Source organism: Stenotrophomonas sp. CFBP 13725 (genome assembly GCF_014841935.1).
Classification (GTDB): Bacteria; Pseudomonadota; Gammaproteobacteria; order Xanthomonadales; family Xanthomonadaceae; genus Stenotrophomonas.
Window position 1 is genome coordinate 435,420 of sequence record NZ_JACYUV010000002.1, and the last position, 17,970, is coordinate 453,389.

20 protein-coding genes are annotated in these 17,970 nt (G+C 66.1%); 15 read left to right on the top strand and 5 right to left on the bottom strand.

The features are described from left to right. Positions 1-88: 88 nt before the first annotated feature. Positions 89-949, bottom strand: coding sequence for a folate-binding protein (locus IFT65_RS05125; RefSeq protein ID WP_342365862.1), 861 nt, complete (start codon positions 947-949; stop codon positions 89-91). 39 nt (positions 950-988) lie between these two features. On the opposite strand from IFT65_RS05125, the gene IFT65_RS18840 reads away from it, so the two are divergent. From IFT65_RS18840 to IFT65_RS05170, 10 genes are all read left to right on the top strand, one after another. Further along, positions 989-1,162 carry a DUF1674 domain-containing protein gene (locus tag IFT65_RS18840; RefSeq protein ID WP_223202865.1) on the top strand — a complete coding sequence of 58 codons (174 nt, stop codon included), beginning with the start codon at positions 989-991 and terminating at the stop codon, positions 1,160-1,162. A 58-nt stretch (positions 1,163-1,220) separates the two neighbouring features. Further along, positions 1,221-1,616, top strand: coding sequence for a succinate dehydrogenase, cytochrome b556 subunit (sdhC, locus tag IFT65_RS05130; RefSeq protein WP_188324364.1), 396 nt, complete (start codon positions 1,221-1,223; stop codon positions 1,614-1,616). Further along, a complete protein-coding gene (gene sdhD, locus IFT65_RS05135; protein WP_188324363.1) occupies positions 1,613-1,999 on the top strand; it encodes a succinate dehydrogenase, hydrophobic membrane anchor protein in 387 nt (128 codons plus the stop codon). Before sdhC ends, sdhD begins: the two co-directional genes overlap by 4 nt. A gap of 31 nt (positions 2,000-2,030) precedes the next feature. Further along, positions 2,031-3,821, top strand: coding sequence for a succinate dehydrogenase flavoprotein subunit (gene sdhA, locus IFT65_RS05140; RefSeq protein ID WP_192080596.1), 1,791 nt, complete (start codon positions 2,031-2,033; stop codon positions 3,819-3,821). Positions 3,822-3,890: 69 nt separating this feature from the next. Continuing rightward, entirely contained in the window at positions 3,891-4,676 is a 786-nt protein-coding gene (locus IFT65_RS05145) for a succinate dehydrogenase iron-sulfur subunit (protein ID WP_188324361.1), read from the top strand. A gap of 69 nt (positions 4,677-4,745) precedes the next feature. Further along, complete coding sequence (locus tag IFT65_RS05150) at positions 4,746-4,994, top strand: succinate dehydrogenase assembly factor 2 (protein WP_192080598.1); 249 nt, start codon at positions 4,746-4,748, stop codon at positions 4,992-4,994. Between the two features lie 16 nt (positions 4,995-5,010). Then, on the top strand, positions 5,011-5,382 hold the full coding sequence (locus IFT65_RS05155; protein ID WP_342365854.1) for a hypothetical protein: 372 nt from the start codon (positions 5,011-5,013) through the stop codon (positions 5,380-5,382). A gap of 35 nt (positions 5,383-5,417) precedes the next feature. Continuing rightward, on the top strand, positions 5,418-6,659 hold the full coding sequence (locus tag IFT65_RS05160) for a lipoprotein-releasing ABC transporter permease subunit (protein ID WP_192080599.1): 1,242 nt from the start codon (positions 5,418-5,420) through the stop codon (positions 6,657-6,659). After that, the gene (gene lolD, locus IFT65_RS05165; protein WP_188324358.1) at positions 6,652-7,365 is read left to right on the top strand and encodes a lipoprotein-releasing ABC transporter ATP-binding protein LolD; all 714 of its coding nucleotides are present in this window, start codon (positions 6,652-6,654) and stop codon (positions 7,363-7,365) included. The genes IFT65_RS05160 and lolD overlap by 8 nt, the downstream gene beginning before the upstream one ends. Positions 7,366-7,495: 130 nt before the next feature. Continuing rightward, positions 7,496-7,936 carry a DUF6491 family protein gene (locus IFT65_RS05170; protein WP_192080600.1) on the top strand — a complete coding sequence of 147 codons (441 nt, stop codon included), beginning with the start codon at positions 7,496-7,498 and terminating at the stop codon, positions 7,934-7,936. 6 nt (positions 7,937-7,942) lie between these two features. Here the strand turns inward: IFT65_RS05170 and IFT65_RS05175 are convergent, their stop codons facing one another. From IFT65_RS05175 to htpG, 4 genes are all read right to left on the bottom strand, one after another. Next, positions 7,943-8,212, bottom strand: a complete 270-nt coding sequence (locus IFT65_RS05175) for an oxidative damage protection protein (RefSeq protein ID WP_188324356.1) — start codon at positions 8,210-8,212, stop codon at positions 7,943-7,945. Positions 8,213-8,526: 314 nt separating this feature from the next. Then, positions 8,527-9,588 (bottom strand): A/G-specific adenine glycosylase, encoded by a 1,062-nt coding sequence (gene mutY / locus IFT65_RS05180; RefSeq protein ID WP_192080742.1) that lies wholly within the window; start codon positions 9,586-9,588, stop codon positions 8,527-8,529. A 31-nt stretch (positions 9,589-9,619) separates the two neighbouring features. Beyond that, complete coding sequence (ftsY, locus tag IFT65_RS05185; RefSeq protein ID WP_192080601.1) at positions 9,620-11,023, bottom strand: signal recognition particle-docking protein FtsY; 1,404 nt, start codon at positions 11,021-11,023, stop codon at positions 9,620-9,622. Between the two features lie 445 nt (positions 11,024-11,468). Beyond that, positions 11,469-13,376 carry a molecular chaperone HtpG gene (htpG, locus tag IFT65_RS05190; protein ID WP_192080603.1) on the bottom strand — a complete coding sequence of 636 codons (1,908 nt, stop codon included), beginning with the start codon at positions 13,374-13,376 and terminating at the stop codon, positions 11,469-11,471. Between the two features lie 726 nt (positions 13,377-14,102). Between htpG and rsmD the strand changes: the two genes are divergently transcribed. The 5 genes from rsmD (at position 14,103) to ggt (ending at position 17,953) form a co-directional block, all read left to right on the top strand. After that, on the top strand, positions 14,103-14,681 hold the full coding sequence (gene rsmD, locus IFT65_RS05195; protein ID WP_192080604.1) for a 16S rRNA (guanine(966)-N(2))-methyltransferase RsmD: 579 nt from the start codon (positions 14,103-14,105) through the stop codon (positions 14,679-14,681). A gap of 26 nt (positions 14,682-14,707) precedes the next feature. Next, positions 14,708-15,217, top strand: coding sequence for a pantetheine-phosphate adenylyltransferase (coaD, locus tag IFT65_RS05200; protein ID WP_188324352.1), 510 nt, complete (start codon positions 14,708-14,710; stop codon positions 15,215-15,217). An 82-nt stretch (positions 15,218-15,299) separates the two neighbouring features. Beyond that, complete coding sequence (locus IFT65_RS05205; protein ID WP_188324351.1) at positions 15,300-15,794, top strand: hypothetical protein; 495 nt, start codon at positions 15,300-15,302, stop codon at positions 15,792-15,794. 153 nt (positions 15,795-15,947) lie between these two features. Beyond that, the gene (locus tag IFT65_RS05210) at positions 15,948-16,229 is read left to right on the top strand and encodes a YfhL family 4Fe-4S dicluster ferredoxin (protein ID WP_042612382.1); all 282 of its coding nucleotides are present in this window, start codon (positions 15,948-15,950) and stop codon (positions 16,227-16,229) included. Next, positions 16,226-17,953, top strand: coding sequence for a gamma-glutamyltransferase (ggt, locus tag IFT65_RS05215; protein ID WP_192080606.1), 1,728 nt, complete (start codon positions 16,226-16,228; stop codon positions 17,951-17,953). Before IFT65_RS05210 ends, ggt begins: the two co-directional genes overlap by 4 nt. The last annotated feature ends 17 nt before the right edge of the window (positions 17,954-17,970 follow it).

Sequence of the window (17,970 nt, forward strand, 5' to 3'; positions counted from 1 at the left end):
TGGCCGAGGCTGCCGGTCATCACGTAAAAGGCAGCCGACTGAAGTCGGCTCTACCGGTCGGCCCCACCAGTCGGCCCCCCCGTCGGCTCTACCGCGCCAGGCCTTCCAGTAGCGGGAGGCGCTGCGCGGGCAGGCCGGCTACGCTCAGCGGAGCGTCGCTGGCTTCCAGCGGCAGCACCGCCAGCGCCAGCTCACCGGCCACGCAGGCAACGGTGCCCAAGGTGCTGCCGTTCTGTTCCACGGCCACACCGGGGGCGGCGCCTGCGTCAAGCTGCAGCAGTTGCAACGCGCGCTTCGCTTTGCCAAGGAAATGCGTGCGCGCCACGATCTCCTGACCCGGGTAGCAGCCCTTCTTGACGCTGTAGCCGTTCAGTCGATCCAGGCCGAGTTGCTGCGGTGTCCACTGTTCGCGCTGGCTTGCGTCCAGTCGCGGTACACCGAAGCGAAGGTCCGCCTGACGCCACGTCGCGGTGAATCCTGCGTCCACCTGCCCGGGCGCGTCGGCGGCAATGCGCATCGTCCTCGGCAGGTCCCCGCTGCCCACGTCCAATTCCAGGAATCCAGCCAGCGATCCGGCCAGAACTGCGCCAGAAGCAGTTTTCGGGGCAGTGAGCGCGGCCTGCAGCTGAAGATCATCGCGCAGACCAATTTTCACTTTCCGACGGAACACAAAACGCTGCAACTGCGACGCAATCTCATCTGCGTCGCCGTCGGCGAAGATCAGCAGCAGATCATCGGAAGTGATCCGAATGAGCTGAAACACGGCGATCGTGCGGCCTTTGGCCGTCAACCACGCGCTCCACTGCCAGTGGCCATCGGCGAGGGCGAGCACATCGCTGGAGAATTGCGCCTGCGCGAACACCGCCGCGTCGGGGCCGGAAATCGCCAGCAACTGGCGGTCTGCCAATGGGCGATATGCATCGATATCAGGGGAAAGGTTGTCAGGCACGTGCGTGAGGTCTAGAATTTGTGCGTTGCGAGAATCCTGATGATAGGCCAAACAACCCCCACTCCCGACGCTGAATCTGAAGCTCCGCTGGACCCGAAGGCGCCCGCGCCCGAAAGCATGCCTGCTGAGCAGAAGGAATACGGTGGCCGCGGCGGACTTGATCCGGTGCGGTACGGTGATTGGGAGAAAAACGGACGCTGCATCGATTTTTGATCCAGCATTGAGCCAACGCGGCAGCTGTGCCGCCCAGCCGAGACAACGAGCCCAGCGAATGGCGACCCGAGAACGCCCCCTTTCCCCGCACCTCCAGGTGTATCGCTGGCAGATCCAGATGGCCACCTCGATTCTGCATCGAGCGACCGGCATCTTTCTGTCTGTTGGAGCCTTGATCATTGCCGGCGGACTGCTCGCCCTGATGATGGGCCCCGCCTCCTGGACCTGCTTCACCGACCACGCAGGCGCCTGGTACGGCAAGCTGTTCCTGTTTGCCTGGACCTGGGCCTTCGCCTACCACCTGTGCAATGGCCTGCGCCATATCGTGCAGGACTTCGCGATCGGCTTCAGCATCCCCGCATTCGTCCGCAGCAGCTGGCTTTCGGTGTTCGCATCGCTGGTCATCACCGCCGCGATCTGGGCCTACGTCGTGCTTTCCGGAGGTGCCGCATGAGCCGTTACCGCACCCCGCTGAAGAACGTGCGTGGCCTTGGCGCGGCCAAGACCGGTACCGAACACTTCGTCCACCAGCGCCTGACCGCCACCGCGCTGGTCGCGCTGTCGATCTGGTTCCTGGTGTTCGTGCTGAGCCTGGTCGGCGCTGATTACGTGACCGCGTCGGCGGCCATCGCCAAGCCGTGGAATGCGGTGCTGGTGGTCGGCTTCCTGGTGGCCATGTTCTGGCACGCCCAGCTTGGCCTGCAGATCGTGCTGGAAGACTACATCCACAACTCGCTGGTGGCGCTTGCGCTGCAGACCCTGGTGAAGTTCATCGCCGTGCTCGGCGCGATCGTCAGCATATTCGCTGTCGTCCGCATTGCCCTCGGCGCTGCCTGAGTCCAGGCACCAAGACAGGAATCCAGATTAGATGTCCGCTTACAAGATCACCGAACACAAGTACGACATGGTCGTGGTGGGCGCCGGCGGTGCCGGCCTGCGCGCCACGTTCGGGCTGGCTGCCAAGGGCCTGCAGACCGTGTGCCTGACCAAGGTCTTCCCGACCCGTTCGCACACCGTCGCCGCGCAGGGGGGCATCTCCGCCGCGCTCGGCAACATGGGCGAGGACGACTGGCGTTACCACTTCTACGACACGATCAAGGGCTCGGATTGGCTGGGTGACCAGGACGCCATCGAGTACATGTGCCGCGAAGCGATCCCGGCGATCATCGAGCTGGAGCACTACGGCGTGCCGTTCAGCCGTACCGAAGAGGGCAAGATCTACCAGCGCCCGTTCGGCGGCATGACCACCAAGTACGGCGAGGGCCCGGCGGCGCAGCGTACCTGCGCGGCGGCCGACCGTACCGGCCACGCCATGCTGCACACCCTGTACCAGCAGTCGCTGAAGCACGATGCACGCTTCATGATCGAGTACTTCGCGCTGGACCTGATCTTCGACGAAGACGGCACCTGCCGCGGCGTGCTGGCCATCGACATGGCCGAGGGCTCGCTTCACCTGTTCCGCGCCCAGGGCGTGGTGCTGGCCACCGGCGGCTACGGCCGTGCCTACTTCAGCGCGACCTCCGCCCACACCTGCACCGGTGATGGCGGCGGCCTGGCCATGCGTGCCGGCATCGCGATGCAGGACATGGAATTCGTGCAGTTCCATCCGACCGGCATCTACGGCGCGGGCTGCCTGATCACCGAGGGTGTGCGCGGCGAAGGTGGCATCCTGCGCAACAGCAGCGGCGAGCGCTTCATGGAGCGCTACGCACCGCACTACAAGGATCTGGCATCGCGCGACGTGGTTGCGCGTTCGATGACCGTGGAAATCCGCGAAGGCCGCGGCGTCGGCGAGCACAAGGATCACATCCTGCTCGACCTGACCCACCTCGGCCCGGGCGTGATCGACGACAAGCTGCCGGGTATCGCCGAAAGCGCGCGCATCTTTGCCGGCGTCGACGTGCACACGCAGCCGATCCCGGTCATCCCGACCGTGCATTACAACATGGGCGGCATTCCGACCAACTTCCACGGTGAAGTGGTGCGCATCGATGGCGACAACCCGGATGCAGTCATCCCGGGCCTGTACGCGATCGGCGAAGCGGCCTGCGTATCGGTCCACGGTGCCAACCGGCTGGGGTCGAACTCGCTGCTGGATCTGGTGGTGTTCGGTCGTGCAGTGGCCAACCGCTGTGCCGAAACGATCAAGCCGGGTGCATCGCACAAGCCGCTGCCGGCCGATGCCTGCGACAAGGCACTGGGGCTGCTGGACAAGCTGCGTTATGCCAAGGGCGATACGCCGACGTCGGTGATCCGCGACAACATGCAGCGCACCATGCAGGCCGATGCGGCCGTGTTCCGCACCAGCCAGACGCTGAAGGAAGGCTGCGAGAAGATGGCCGGTATCTTCGACTCGTTCCAGGACGTCAAGGTCACCGATCGTTCGCTGGTCTGGAACTCGGACCTGATCGAAACCTACGAGTTGAACAACCTGCTGCTCAATGCCGTGGCGACCATCAACTCGGCCGAGCAGCGCAAGGAAAGCCGCGGCGCACATGCGCACGAAGACTTCCCGGATCGCGACGACGTCAACTGGCACAAGCACACGCTGGTCAAGGTCGACGACCAGGGCAAGTGCAGCTTCGATTACCGTCCGGTGCACATGTACACGCTGACCGATGAGGTTGACGTGGTGCCGCCGAAGCCGCGCGTGTACTGATCGCGACCCCCGCCTACCATGCAATCCGCGCCTTGAGGGCGCGGGCCGCCTGAGCCAACGAGAGCAGCCATGGCCGAGTTTTCCCTGCCAAAGAATTCAAAGATCACGAAGGGCAAGCACTTCCCCGCCACCGGCGGCGCGAAGAACGTGCGTACCTTCAAGGTCTACCGCTGGAGTCCGGACGACGACAGCAACCCGCGTACCGATACCTACGAGATCGACCTGGACGCGTGCGGACCGATGGTCCTGGACGCGCTGATCAAGATCAAGAACGAGATCGATCCGACCCTGACCTTCCGTCGTTCGTGCCGCGAGGGCATCTGCGGTTCGTGCGCGATGAACATCGACGGCACCAATACGCTGGCCTGCACCCGCGCCATTGCCGATTGCGGCAAGGCCGAAGTGCCGATCTACCCGCTGCCGCACATGAGCGTGGTCAAGGACCTGGTGCCGGACCTGACGCATTTCTATGCGCAGTACGCGTCGATCAAGCCGTGGATCCGCACGCAGACGCCGGCACCGCCGGACCGCGAGCGCCTGCAGTCGCCGGAAGACCGCAAGAAGCTGGACGGTCTGTATGAGTGCATCCTGTGCGCGTGCTGCTCCACCAGCTGCCCGAGCTACTGGTGGAACGGCGAGCGTTACCTGGGGCCGGCCGTGCTGTTGCAGGCCTACCGCTGGATCGTGGATTCGCGCGATGAAGACACCGGTGCCCGCCTGGACGATCTGGAAGATCCGTTCAAGCTGTATCGCTGCCACACCATCATGAACTGCGCACGGACCTGCCCGAAGGGCTTGAACCCGGCGTTGGCGATTGCCGAGATCAAGAAGCTGATGATGGCGCGTCGCGCCTGATCTGCCTGCCACACTGATGCACCCTGCAGCGCCGAGCCATGCTCGGCGTTGCGCTATCCGGGAACCCCGATGGACGAAGCCACCCTGGTGAAGAAGCTGCGCTGGCGCTGCCGCCGCGGCATGCGCGAGCTGGACCAGCTGTTCGAACGCTACCTGGAGCGCGAGTGGCCCACTGCACCGGCAGCGGACCGCGAGGTTTTCCTGTTCCTGCTGGACTGCGAGGACGATAAGTTGTGGCGGTGGTTCATGGGCTACGAGGCCTGCCCGCATGCACACGCCGTCCCGATGCTCGACCGGATCCGCGTCCTCAAGGCTTGAGTGGCGACCTTCGCGCGTGCGCCTGCTGGCGGAGGCCCTGGTCGCGCTCGCTGCGCCTTGGCTGGTCGCTGCCAGCGGCATATCCGCACGCGCGCAATCGCCGGTGATCCTGCTGTGCTGGCTGGTGGGCGTGGGCCTGATCTGGTCCGCGATGCGCTGCCCGCGTCGTCTGCTGTGGCTGCAGGAACTGCCCCGTCCGTTGCTGCTGGATGGCGTGGAACTGGACGTGCCGACCCTGCAGGTACGCGGGCCGTGGCTGCAGCTGCGCTGGCAGGGACCGGGCAGCGGCGGCAGCCTGTTGTTCTGGCCGGACGTGCTGTCGCGCGGGCAGCGACGTGAACTGCGTCTAGCCGTCCGTGCACGACAGGTTTCCCGTAAGCCGCCGTAGGTGGCACCATACGCTGAATCTACCGGCGCACCTGCATGTTCAAACCCATCCCCGTGGCCATCGGCCTGCGCTACCTGCGAGCCAAGCGCCGCAACGGCTTCATCTCTTTCATTTCGATGGCATCGATCCTCGGCATTGCGCTGGGTGTCACGGTGCTGATCACCACGCTGGCGGTGATGAGCGGCTTCCAGAAGGAAATCCGTGACCGCCTGCTGCAGATGTCCGCGCACACCACCATCACCCGCGATGGCGAGCCGATGAGCGACTGGCAGCGCGCCGTGGATCTGTCCTACAAAGATCCGCGCGTGGCCGGTGCCGCGCCGTATATCGAGATCCAGGCGATGATCAGCGGCCCCCGCGTGCAGGGCGCGCTGGTGCAGGGCGTGGATCCGGCGATGGAGCCCAAGGTTTCCGTTGTCGCCGATAAAATGAAGAAGGGCCGTTTCGACAGCCTGACGCCGGGCAGCTACAACATGATCCTTGGCCAGGAGCTGGCGATCTGGCTGGGTGTGGGCGTCGGTGACCAGGTGGTGGCGACGCTGGCCGAAGTGCAGGGCACGCCGATGGGCGCGATTCCGCGGATGAAGCGCTTCACCGTCAGCGGCATCTTCGAAGCCGGTTACAACGAGATCGATCGGGGTGTGGCGTTCGCCAACATGAAGGACCTGGAGCGCGTGTTGCGCATCGATGGGGCCACAGGTGTGCGGCTGAAGCTGCATGACATGGACCAGGCGCTCAACGTCGGCGTCGACCTTGCGCAGCGCCTTGGCGGCGGCTATCGGGTCAGCGACTGGACCCAGCAGAATGCAAACCTGTACCACTCGCTGCGGATGGAAAAAGTGGTGATGGGGATCCTGCTGTCGCTGATCATCGCGATGGGCGCCTTCAACCTGGTGTCCTCGCAGGTGATGCTGGTGACCGACAAACAGGCCGACATCGCCATTCTGCGCACGCTGGGGCTGACCCCGCGCGGGGTGATGGGCGTCTTCATGGTGCAGGGCTCGCTGATCGGCATCATCGGCACGGTGGCCGGCGTGATCGGCGGCATCACCCTGACCCTCAATCTGGAGCGCATCCTGGGTGCCATCGAGGCGGTGTTCAACGTCAAGCTGCTGCCGGAAGACGTCTACTACATCACCGGCCTGCCGACCGACATGCAGCCCGCCGACATCGTGGTGATCACGGTGGTCGCGCTGGCGATGAGTTTCCTTGCCACCCTGTATCCGGCGTGGCGCGCCGCCCGCACCCAGCCCGCGGAGGCGCTGCGTTATGAATGAGGTTTTCTCTCCCGGCCAGGAAGTCATCCGCGCCGAAGCGTTGGGCAAGACCTACGCGGAAGGCAAGATGCATACCCCGGTGTTCAACGGCCTGGACCTACACGTGACGGCCGGCGAAACCGTGGCCATCATCGGTGCATCCGGCGCCGGCAAGAGCACGCTGCTGCACCTGCTGGGCGGGCTGGATACGCCCAGTGCCGGTGAAGTGTTCGTCGCGGGCCAGCAGATGTCCAAGCTGTCCGATGGCGAGCGCGGGGTGCTGCGCAACCGGGCATTGGGCTTCGTGTATCAGTTCCACCACCTGCTGCCGGAGTTCACCGCGTTGGAAAACGTGATGATGCCGGTGCTGCTGGGCGGCGGCGAGGTGGCGGCGGCCAATGACCGCGCAAAGGCGCTGCTGGAGTCGGTAGGCCTGGGTCACCGCCTGCAGCACAAGCCGGGCGAGCTGTCCGGTGGCGAACGCCAGCGTGCGGCCGTGGCGCGTGCACTGGTCAACCAGCCCGCCTGCGTGCTCGGCGACGAGCCCACCGGCAACCTGGACGACCGCACCGCAGGGACCGTATTCGAGCTGATGCTGGAACTGAATCGCGCGCGGCATACCTCGCTGGTGCTGGTCACCCACGACCGCAGCCTGGCGCGCAAACTGGACCGCGTGCTGGAGCTGCGCGAAGGCAAGCTGCACGCGCTGGCGCACGCCGACGTCTAACGTCGGCGACCCGGTAGTGACGGCCGCTGGCATTCCACTGCAGCGGTCCCGGATGGACGGCCAGCGGCCGTCACTACCGCGTTCACGGTCGCAGTTGCATCATCGGCCGTGAACCCCCGGGATATCCGCCATGAAGCGCCTGATCACCGCCACTGCGTTGTGCCTCTGCCTTGCGGCCTGTGCCACCAGTGGCCGGTTGACCACTGAACAGAAGGTGCAGCTGTACCGCGCCCACGCCGGTGCGCCACAGAACGACATGCCGTTTACTTCCAGCCTGAGTGGCTGGCAGGAACTGGGCGACAGCGCACTGGCGGTGTGGACACGCCCCGGCGAGGCGTACCTGCTGGAGCTGTCCGGCCCGTGCCCTGACCTGCCGTATGCGCAGGCGATTGGCCTCACCAGTCGCGTCGGGCGGGTGGCGGCCCGCTTCGACAAGGTGCTCGTAGGCGGCCCCGGCCCGGGCCCGCAGATGCCGTGCTTCATCGCCCGCATCCGCCCATTGGACATCAAGGCGCTGCGCGTGGCCGAGCAGGACCTGCGCCAGGCCGCCACCCAGGAACGCGAACCCTGAGCCCGATCAGGCCTCGGGGACGAAACCCGGCGGCTTTTCCGCATTGCCCGCGAACAGGTACTTCACCAGTTCCTCTTCCAGGAAGGCGCGGTGTTTCGGATCACGCGGCGACAGCCGGTTTTCATTGATCAGCATCGTCTGGTGCGCCAGCCACGCGCTCCACGCCGGCTTGCCGATATGGGCGAAAATGCGCTGACCCAACTCACCGGGGTAGGGAACGAAGTCCAGCCCCTCGGCATCGGCTTGCTGGTACTGACAGAAAATAGTGCGGGACATGGGCAGATACTCTCAAAAGAAGTGAAGGGCGGCCGCAACAGCCGACCGGGATAGCCGGCCGGTAGAGCCGACCGGTAGAGCCGACCGGTAGAGCCGACCGGTAGAGCCGACCGGTAGAGCCGACTTCAGTCGGCTGCGGATAGCATCAGCCGACTGAAGTCGGCTCTACCGAACATCGCCACGTTCGCCGCGACCGGCCCGCATCACGACCATCGTCACGTTCGCCGCGACCGACCCGCATCACGACCATCGCCACGTTCGCCGCGACCGACCCGCTTCACGACCATCGCCACGTTCGCTGTGACCGATCCACATCACAACACCGCCTCCAGCAGCTTGCGGATCGGGGCGGGCAGGCCCAGCGCTGGCATGTCTCCGGCCGCCACCCAGCGCAGCATCGGATCGTCCACCTTCAGCCCGCTCACCCGCGCGCGCAACACCTGCAGCTGCAGCCGGTAATGACTGAAGGTGTGCTGCAGCAGCGGCAACGCCTGCGCATCTTCCAGCGCGCCGTCCACGTGCGCATCGAACCAATCCTGCATCGCCAGCCCCGTGTCCGCCTGCGGCAGGGTCCACAGCGACGCCCAGATGCCCGTTTCCGGGCGCTTCTGCAGCAGCGTGCGGCCCTGGCCATCCTGCAGCAGCACCGCCACGGCCTCGCGCTCGGGTAGTACCTTGCTCGGCTTCGCCGTGGGCAATTCCGCGGTGCGGCCTTCGCGGCGGGCCACGCAGCGCTCCTGCAGCGGGCAGATCACACAGCTCGGCCTGCTGCGCGTACACAACGTAGCGCCCAGGTCCATCTGCGCCTGCGTGTAATCGGCCATCCGGCCCACCGGCACCTGCGCGACGTGGGCGTCGGCCAAGGCCCATAGCGGCCGTTCCACCGCCGGCAGCCCAGGAAACCCCTCGATGCCGTGGTAGCGGGTCAGTACCCGCTTGACATTGCCATCCAGGATCGCGAAAGGATCCTTCCACGCTTGGCTGAGGATCGCCCCGGCGGTGCTGCGGCCGATGCCCGGCAAGGCGTGCAGCGCATCGAGATCGCGCGGCAGTTCGCCACCGTGGTCGGCCACGCAGCGCTTGGCAGCCGCATGCAGGTTGCGCGCACGGGCGTAATACCCCAGCCCGGCCCACTGCGCCATTACTGCATCGTTTTCGGCGGCGGCAAGGTCGGGCAGGGTAGGGAAGTGATGCAGGAATTTCAGGAAGTACGGGATCACCGTCGCGACCTGTGTCTGCTGCAGCATGATTTCCGACAGCCACACCCGGTACGGCGTTCGCGGATGCTGCCAAGGCAGGTCATGGCGACCGTGGCCGTCGAACCAGTGCAGCAAGTGGGCGACGAACGGATCGCCGCCGCCGGCGACCGACGCCAGCGGAGGCGCGGCCGCGACGACGGTGGCGGCCTCAGGCACTGCCCAGCGCTTCAGGCAGCAGCGCGTCGACGAAGGCTTCCGGGTCGAACACGCGCAGGTCTTCAGGACGCTCACCAATGCCGGCGAAGCGGATCGGAATGCCGAATTCCTGCGCCAGCGCGAACACCACGCCGCCCTTGGCCGTTCCATCCAGCTTGGTCACGACCAGGCCGGTGACGTTCACTGCGGCGTTGAACTGGCGCAGCTGCGACAGCGCGTTCTGGCCCGTCGTGCCGTCGATCACCATCAGCACTTCATGCGGTGCGCCGGGATCGATCTTGCCCAGTACGCGACGGATCTTGCCCAGCTCGTTCATCAGCCCGGACTGGGTGTGCAGGCGGCCGGCGGTATCGGCGATCAGCACCGAGGTACCGCGCGCCTTGCCGGCCTGCAGTGCATCGAACGCAACCGAAGCGGCATCGGCATTCTGGCCCTGCGCGATCACGGTGACGCCATTGCGGTCGCCCCACGACTGCAACTGCGCAACCGCAGCGGCGCGGAAGGTGTCGCCGGCGGCCAGCATCAGGCTGTGGCCTTCGTCCTTGAAGCGCTTGGCCAGCTTGCCGATGGTGGTGGTCTTGCCGACGCCGTTGACGCCCACGGTGAGCACGACGAAGGGCTTGGCGCTGCGGTCGATGACCAGCGGCTTGGCCACCGGGACCAGGATGTTGATGAGGTCGGCGCGCAGTGCCTTCAGCAGCGCCTGCGCATCGGCGAACTCGCGTGACTTCATGCGTCGGCGCAGGCTTTCGACCAGCGTGGTGGTCGCGGTGACGCCGACATCGGCGGTGATCAGCGCGGTCTCGATTTCATCCAGCAGGTCATCGTCGAGCTTGGGGTTGCGCGAGAACAACCCACCAAAGCTGCGGGCGAACGTGCTGTTACGCAGTCTCTCGCGCCAACCGCTCTTACCGGCAGGTGCAGGCTCGGCATCCACCAGCACGGGCAGGTCGGCGGCCGGGGCGGCCGGTTCCATGGCAGGCGTGACCGGCGCGATCGGCGCCAGTACAGCCGCTGCGGCAAGCGCCTCGGCCACGAAATCTTCAGGCGCGCGCTCGGCGGTAGGCGGCGCTGCGGGGGGCGCAGGGGCAGGGGTAACGGGCGCCGGCGCCGCGACCACGGGCGGCGCAGGTGCAACCGGTGCGGGCACACTGACCACGGGCGGTGTCGGGACAACGGGTGCCGGTGCAGCCACCACCGGTGACGGCGCGCTGGGCGCCTGCCGCGGCTCGCTCACCACTGGCGGCTCGAGCGCTACGGGCGGGGCAGGGATTTCCTCGGCCGGGCGTGCCGATGGGAAGGCAGCCGCCAGCTCTTCAGCCGTGTAGTGATGGGTCTTGGGCGCGTCGGCCTGCGGCGCATCCTGGGTCTTTTTACGACGGAAAAAACTAAGCATTGGCGGGCAGCGGCTTTGAATCAGGGGACAGGGTACCACCGGCCCCGGTAGGGCCTGCGTGGAGGAAGGGAAGCAACCCGGTAGAGCCGACTTCAGTCGGCTGACGTGGACCGTGCAGCCTGGTAGAGCCGACTTCAGTCGGCTGACGTGGACCGAGCAGCCGGTAGAGCCGACTTCAGTCGGCTGACGTAGGCCGAACAGCCTGGTAGAGACGACTTCAGTCGGCTGACGTAGGCCGAACAGCCGACTGAAGTCGGCTCTACCAAGAGCCAGACCGAGCAGCCGACTGAAGTCGGCTCTACCATCAGCCAGACCGTGCAGCCGACCATCAGCCAGACCGTGCAGCCGACCATCAGCCAGACCGTGCAGCCGACCAGAGCCGGGCCGCGCAGGCGCAGCACCGTGACGACCGATCGTCCTCACGCTGCTGCATCACGAACGGCCTTTACGCGGACAGCTCCAGCAGCAGCTTGTTCAAGCGAGCCACATAGGCGCCCGGATCTTTCAGGCTGTCACCGGCGGCCAGCGCGGCCTGGTCGAACAGTACCCGGCCCAGGTCGTCGAAGCGCTCGCCGTCTGCTTCCGCGTCCAGCTTGGCAATCAGCGGGTGGCCCGGATTGATCTCCAGCACCGGCTTGCTCTCCGGCACCTTCTGCCCGCTGGCTTCCAGGATCTGCCGCATCTGCAGGCCCAGGTCCTGCTCGCCGATCGCCAACACGGCGGGCGAGTCGGTCAGCCGGTGCGACACCCTTACCTCGGCCACGTCATCACCCAGCGCGGTCTTCAGACGCTCGACAAGGGCCTGCTTGTCCTTGGCCGCCGATTCCTGTGCCTGCTTGTCTTCCTCGCTTTCCAGCGCGCCCAGGTCCAGGTCGCCCCGCGCGATATCAACGAAACGCTTGCCGTCGAACTCGGTCAGGTAGCCCATCAGCCACTCGTCGATGCGGTCGGTCAGCAGCAGGACTTCAATGCCCTTCTTGCGGAACACTTCCAGATGCGGGCTGTTGCGCACCTGGGTGTAGCTCTCGCCCGTCAGGTAGTAGATCTTGTCCTGGCCTTCCGCCACGCGGCCGAGATAATCGGCCAGCGACACCGTCTGCGCATCGCCATCGCCACGGGTCGAGGCAAAACGCAGCAGGCCGGCGATCTTCTCGCGGTTGTTGAAGTCTTCGGCGGGGCCTTCCTTCAGCACCTGGCCGAATTCCTTCCAGAACGTCGCGAACTGTTCCGGCTTGTCCTTGGACAGCTTCTCCAGCATGTCCAGCGAGCGCTTGGTCAGCGCGGACTTCATCGAATCGATGACCGGCCCGGACTGCAGGATTTCGCGCGACACATTGAGCGAGAGGTCGTTGGAATCCACCACGCCCTTGATGAAGCGCAGGTACAACGGCAGGAACTGTTCGGCCTGGTCCATCACGAACACACGCTGCACGTACAGCTTCAGGCCCTTGGGGGCCTCACGGTGGTACAGGTCGAACGGTGCGCGGCCCGGCACGTACAGCAGCGAGGTGTACTCCAGCTTGCCTTCGACCTTGTTGTGGCTCCACGCGAGCGGATCGCCGTGATCGTGGGCAACGTGCTTGTAGAACTCGGTGTATTCCGCGTCGGTGATCTCGGTGCGCGGACGCGTCCACAGCGCACTTGCGCGGTTGACGGTTTCCCATTCCAGCGCCGGCGCCGCATCGTCGCCTTCGGCGGCCGGCTGTTCCTTCGGCATCTGGATCGGCAGGCCGATATGGTCGGAGTATTTCTTCAGGATGCCGCGCAGGCGCCAGCCATCGGCGAAGTCCTGCTCGCTGTCCTTCAGGTGCAGCACGATGCGGGTACCGCGCTCGGCTTTTTCCACCTGCGCGATATCGAACTCGCCTTCGCCGCGCGAGGACCAGCGCACGCCTTCGGCGGCCGACGCACCGGCGCGACGCGAGTACACATCCACCTGGTCGGCCACGATGAAGGCGCTGTAGAAGCCGACGCCGAACTGGCCGATCAGCTGCGAGTCCTTCTTCTGGTCGCCGGAGAGCTGGCGCAGGAAGTCGCCGGTACCTGATTTGGCGATCGTACCCAGGTGGGCGATGGCTTCGTCGCGGCTCATGCCGATGCCGTTGTCTTCGATGGTCACCGTGTGCGCGGCGGCATCGAAGCTGACGCGCACGCGCAGCTCGTTGTCACCGTCCAGCAGGGCCGGCTGGGTCAGCGCTTCGAAGCGCAGCTTGTCGGCTGCGTCGGCGGCATTGGACACCAGCTCGCGCAGGAAGATTTCCTTGTTCGAGTACAGCGAGTGGATCATCAGCTGCAGCAGCTGTTTGACCTCGGTCTGGAAGCCAAGGGTCTCGGTCTGTGTGGTTTCAGTCATCGCATGGGGCTCCGTGTCAGTGCCGCGTCAGCGTGTGCGGCCTGCGCAAGGGGTGAGGGTGATTGTCCCGTTATCAAGGCCCTCGGCGTCGGGCGAACGGCTGAGCCCCTCGTGGTGGGTCGCTTGAAGCGGTTTCCTGGGAGTGGGCCGGGCGGGAGGGGTTGGTGGGGGACGGCAAAAACCGCATCCTGCGGGCCTCGTTTCGCGCCATCCATGGCGCTCAACGCCCCCACCAACCCCTCCCGCCCGGCCCGGACAGTCCGCGCGCGCGTCCCGCCACGTAAAAAGAAAAAGAAATAGCGGTAGCGCCGACCCATGGTCGGCGAGCGCAGCGGGCCCTTGGCGGAAACATTCCGCCGAGCACGGCTCGGCGCTACCGCAGCCCCGTTGACGCGTCGGGTGGAGGGAGCCCCTGAGTCAGGGGCGGCCGCGAGGCGGCGGGGTGTGGGTGCTGGTGAGACGGGGCCCACGGTTTGCGAAGCAAAGCGTGGGAGCGGCAGCGCGAATGCGATGACGTGGACCCGCGCCAGGGATGGCGCGAAACGAGGCCCGCATGGATGCGGTTTTTGCCGTCCCCCACCAACCCCTCCCGCCCGGCCCACTCCCAGTAGACCGCTTCCAGCGACCCACCACGAGGGGCTCAGCCGTTCGCTGCTGCCGCTACAATCGAAACATGCTGAATTCCATGAAACAGACCCGTGCGCGGGTCAATCCCGGTAGCGCGCCATGAGCGGCCGCGGTGGCAACGAGGGCCAGGTCCGCATCATCGGCGGCCAGTGGCGCAACACACGGCTGCCGGTGCCCCCCCTGCCAGGCCTGCGCCCCAGCAGCGACCGGGTGCGCGAAACCCTGTTCAACTGGCTGATGCCCCGGCTGGGCGGGGCGGGGGTGCTCGATGTCTTCGCCGGCAGCGGCGCACTCGGGCTGGAGGCCGTGTCACGCGGTGCGGCGCACGCCACGCTGATCGAGCGTGATCCGCAGCTGGCGGCAAACCTGACGGCGGTGGTGGCCAAGCTCAAGGCCGAGTCACGCGTGCAGGTGGTGCAGAGCGATGCGCTGCGGTGGCTGCAGAGCGCGCCGCCGGCACAGGCCGACATCGCCTTCGTCGATCCGCCGTTCGCAGCCGGGCTGTGGGAAAGCACGCTGGCCCAGCTGCCGCGACACCTGGCCGCCGACGCCTGGCTGTACGTGGAGTCACCCGAAGGCCAGGCCCCGCGCTTGCCGGCGGAGTGGCTGCTGCACCGCGAAGGAGGCACCCGCGAGGTGCGCTTTGCGCTGTATCGGCGTGCCACTGCTACACTTTGACCAAATCTGAACGTTTACGACCGCACATGACCGTCGCCAATCGTCGCATCGCTGTCTACCCGGGCACCTTCGACCCCATCACCAATGGTCACATCGACCTGGTGAACCGGGCCGCTCCGCTGTTCGAAAAAGTAGTGGTCGGCGTGGCGCAGAGCCCATCCAAGGGCCCGACGCTGCCGCTGGAGCTGCGCGTGCAGTTGGCCCGCGGCGCGCTGTCGCACCACGACAACGTGGAAGTGATCGGCTTTGATACCCTGCTGGCGCACTTCGTGCGTTCGGTGCAGGGCGGCATCCTGCTGCGCGGGCTGCGCGCGGTCTCCGATTTCGAGTACGAGTTCCAGATGGCCAGCATGAACCGCCACCTGATCCCGGAAGTCGAAACCCTGTTCCTGACACCGGCCGAGCAGCACAGCTTCATCTCCTCGTCGCTGGTGCGCGAAATCGCACGCCTGGGTGGCGACGTGTCCGGCTTCGTGCCGGCGTCGGTGCTCGATGCGCTGCGCAGGGCCCGCGAAGCCAAGGCAGCGCAGGCCTGAACCACCCGCCCGTGGCGCACCAGCGCCGCCGGCATCCTTACGTATCCACTGCAATCCACAGAATCACCACGGGAGATCACCCATGAACACCACCATGCGCGCCATGCTGCTGGCCTCGCTTGCCCTGGCCTTCACCGCCTGCAAGAAGGAAGAAGCCCCGGCTCCGGCCGCCGACGCCCAGCAGGCGCTGGTCGCTCCGGCCAAGGACGACGATGCCGGCTGGAAGAAGTACCTGCAGACCGTGGCCGTGCAGAACATGGGCACCGTGACCAACAGCCCGTTCCTGTACTACCTCGCACCGGAATCGGATCCGGAGTTCGCCGCCAAGTTCGAGCGCCAGACCGAGAGCGCCACCCAGGCCGTCGCCCGTGGCGTGCAGCCGGGCAACATGCTGGCCTTCGGTTCGTCGGCCTCGGCCAAGATGGCCGACATGATCCAGGTCGTGTTCAAGGACGTGTCGCCGGATTCCATGAAGAACGTGCGCGTGCTGTTCATCGGTGACGCCGCAGACAATGCCCGCGTGCAGGCTGTCGTCCAGCCGACCGGTGCCGAGTACGTGTTCGTCGAAGCCAAGTAATACCCGTGCGGTAGCGGCCACGCCCTGCGGCGTGGCCGTAGGTGCCCCCGACGGGGTGCCACTGACCGGCCAGCGCGCCCGCGCCGGCCGGTGCCAGTCCAGCGGTCTGCCTTGCCAGGCAGGCCGCGCTGCGCGGGCGAGGAGTCCATCGCCGTGTCGCTGAAAATCAATGAGCTCTGCGTCAACTGTGACGTCTGCGAGCCGGCCTGCCCCAATCAGGCCATTTCGATGGGTGAAACCATCTACGTGATCGACCCTGCACGCTGTACCGAGTGCGTGGGCCATTTCGACGAAGCCCAGTGCGTGGTTGTCTGTCCGGTGGAATGCATCGACCCGGACCCGGACATCGTCGAAACGCACGACCAGCTGATGGCCAAACTGCGCGGCCTGCAGCACGATCACCCTGAACTCTACGCGGAGCCCCCATCCGAATGAACCCGATCCTGCGACCCTTGTTGCTGCTGGGCCTGCTGCTGTCTGCGCCGATCGCGTGGGCGCAATCCACTGGCCCCACCCGTGCCGCCCATCCCGATGGCGTGGCGATCGCCAGTGGCCATCAGTTGGCCACGCAGGCCGGCATGGACATCCTGGCGCAGGGGGGCAATGCCTTCGATGCGGCCGTCGCGGTGTCCTCCACCCTGGCGGTCGTCGAACCGATCAGCTCCGGGCTGGGCGGTGGCGGCTTATTCCTGCTGCACGATGCCGCCTCGGGCAAGGACGTGATGCTGGACGCACGCGAGACCGCACCGGCGGCCGCCACCGAAGCGGCGTTCCTGGACAAGGACGGCAATCTGGATCGCGACCGTTCGGTCAACGGTGCCTGGTCGGCCGGTATCCCAGGCCTGCCCGCGGCACTGGTCGAGCTGTCCTCCAAGCATGGCAAGCTGCCGCTGAAGACCTCGCTGCAGCCGGCGATCCGCATCGCCACCGAAGGCTTCCCCGTGTACGCGCGGATGGCCAAGGGCTACCAGTCGCGCCGTGAAGTGATGGAGCGTTATGCCGGCACGCGAGAGGTCTACCTGCGCAACGGCAAGCCGATTGCCGAGGGCGATATCTTCCAGCAGCCGGAACTGGCACGCACGCTGCAGCGTCTGGCGGACGGCGGATTCGATGGGTTCTACCGCGGACAGACCGGCAAGCTGCTGCTGGCCGGGGTCAAGCAGGCCGGTGGCCGCTGGACCGCCGACGAGCTGTCCGGCTACACGGTGAAGGTGCGCGAGCCGATCGTGTTCGATTACAACGGCTGGAAGATCACCACCGCGCCGCCGCCGTCTTCCGGTGGCATTGCGTTGGCCAGCATGCTGCAGATCCTCGAGGGCTGGGACATCAAGTCGATGGATGAGGCGCACCGCGCCCACCTGGTGGTGGAGGCCATGCGCCGCGCATACCGCGATCGCACCTTCTTCCTGGGTGATCCGGATTTCGTCGACATCCCGCAGAAAGTGCTGACCAGCAAGGATTACGCGCAGGGGCTGCGCGCGACCATCCATCCGGAAAAGGCCACGCCCAGCGATCTGCTGTCGGGCAATCCGACGCCGCTGGAAGATGACGAGACCACGCACTTCTCGATCATCGACCGCGACGGCAACCGCGTGGGTGCAACGCAGACGGTGAACCTGCTGTACGGCTCCGGTTTGATTCCGAAGGGCACCGGCGTACTGCTGAACAACGAAATGGATGACTTCGCGCTCAAGCCCGGTACCCCCAACGCCTTCGGCGTGATGGGTTACGCGGCGAATGCGCCGAAGGCCGGCAAGCGCATGCTGAGCTCAATGACGCCGACCTTCATGGAAAGCGACGACAAGGTGGTCGTGCTGGGCACCCCGGGTGGCAGCCGCATCATCACCATGGTGCTGCTGGGCATCCTCGGCTACGACCAAGGGCTGACCGCGCAGCAGGTTGCCGCGTTGCCGCGTTATCACCACCAGTGGTTGCCGGATGCGATCGAAGCGGAAACCGATGCGTTCGATGCCGGCACCATCAAGCAGCTGCAGGCCATGGGCCACAAGATCGACCTGCCGGGCGACAGCGCCGCTGGCGGTCGCGGATCCAGCCACGTGTGGGGCAACCTGCAGACGGTGGAATGGGATCGCCGCAGCAATACGTTGTACGGCGGCAGCGACCCGCGCAACCCGGTCGGCAGCGCGCAGGTGAAGTAAATGGTTCAGCGGTAGCG

Excerpts from the sequence above, each read along its gene's own strand:
- IFT65_RS18840 (WP_223202865.1), top strand. The coding sequence starts at position 989 with ATGATAGGCCAAACAACCCCCACTCCCGACGCTGAATCTGAAGCTCCG.
- sdhC (WP_188324364.1), top strand. The coding sequence starts at position 1,221 with ATGGCGACCCGAGAACGCCCCCTTTCCCCGCACCTCCAGGTGTATCGC.
- sdhD (WP_188324363.1), top strand. The coding sequence starts at position 1,613 with ATGAGCCGTTACCGCACCCCGCTGAAGAACGTGCGTGGCCTTGGCGCG.
- sdhA (WP_192080596.1), top strand. The coding sequence starts at position 2,031 with ATGTCCGCTTACAAGATCACCGAACACAAGTACGACATGGTCGTGGTG.
- IFT65_RS05145 (WP_188324361.1), top strand. The coding sequence starts at position 3,891 with ATGGCCGAGTTTTCCCTGCCAAAGAATTCAAAGATCACGAAGGGCAAG.
- IFT65_RS05150 (WP_192080598.1), top strand. The coding sequence starts at position 4,746 with ATGGACGAAGCCACCCTGGTGAAGAAGCTGCGCTGGCGCTGCCGCCGC.
- IFT65_RS05160 (WP_192080599.1), top strand. The coding sequence starts at position 5,418 with ATGTTCAAACCCATCCCCGTGGCCATCGGCCTGCGCTACCTGCGAGCC.
- lolD (WP_188324358.1), top strand. The coding sequence starts at position 6,652 with ATGAATGAGGTTTTCTCTCCCGGCCAGGAAGTCATCCGCGCCGAAGCG.
- IFT65_RS05170 (WP_192080600.1), top strand. The coding sequence starts at position 7,496 with ATGAAGCGCCTGATCACCGCCACTGCGTTGTGCCTCTGCCTTGCGGCC.
- IFT65_RS05175 (WP_188324356.1), bottom strand. The coding sequence starts at position 8,212 with ATGTCCCGCACTATTTTCTGTCAGTACCAGCAAGCCGATGCCGAGGGG.
- ftsY (WP_192080601.1), bottom strand. The coding sequence starts at position 11,023 with ATGCTTAGTTTTTTCCGTCGTAAAAAGACCCAGGATGCGCCGCAGGCC.
- htpG (WP_192080603.1), bottom strand. The coding sequence starts at position 13,376 with ATGACTGAAACCACACAGACCGAGACCCTTGGCTTCCAGACCGAGGTC.
- rsmD (WP_192080604.1), top strand. The coding sequence starts at position 14,103 with ATGAGCGGCCGCGGTGGCAACGAGGGCCAGGTCCGCATCATCGGCGGC.
- coaD (WP_188324352.1), top strand. The coding sequence starts at position 14,708 with ATGACCGTCGCCAATCGTCGCATCGCTGTCTACCCGGGCACCTTCGAC.
- IFT65_RS05205 (WP_188324351.1), top strand. The coding sequence starts at position 15,300 with ATGAACACCACCATGCGCGCCATGCTGCTGGCCTCGCTTGCCCTGGCC.
- ggt (WP_192080606.1), top strand. The coding sequence starts at position 16,226 with ATGAACCCGATCCTGCGACCCTTGTTGCTGCTGGGCCTGCTGCTGTCT.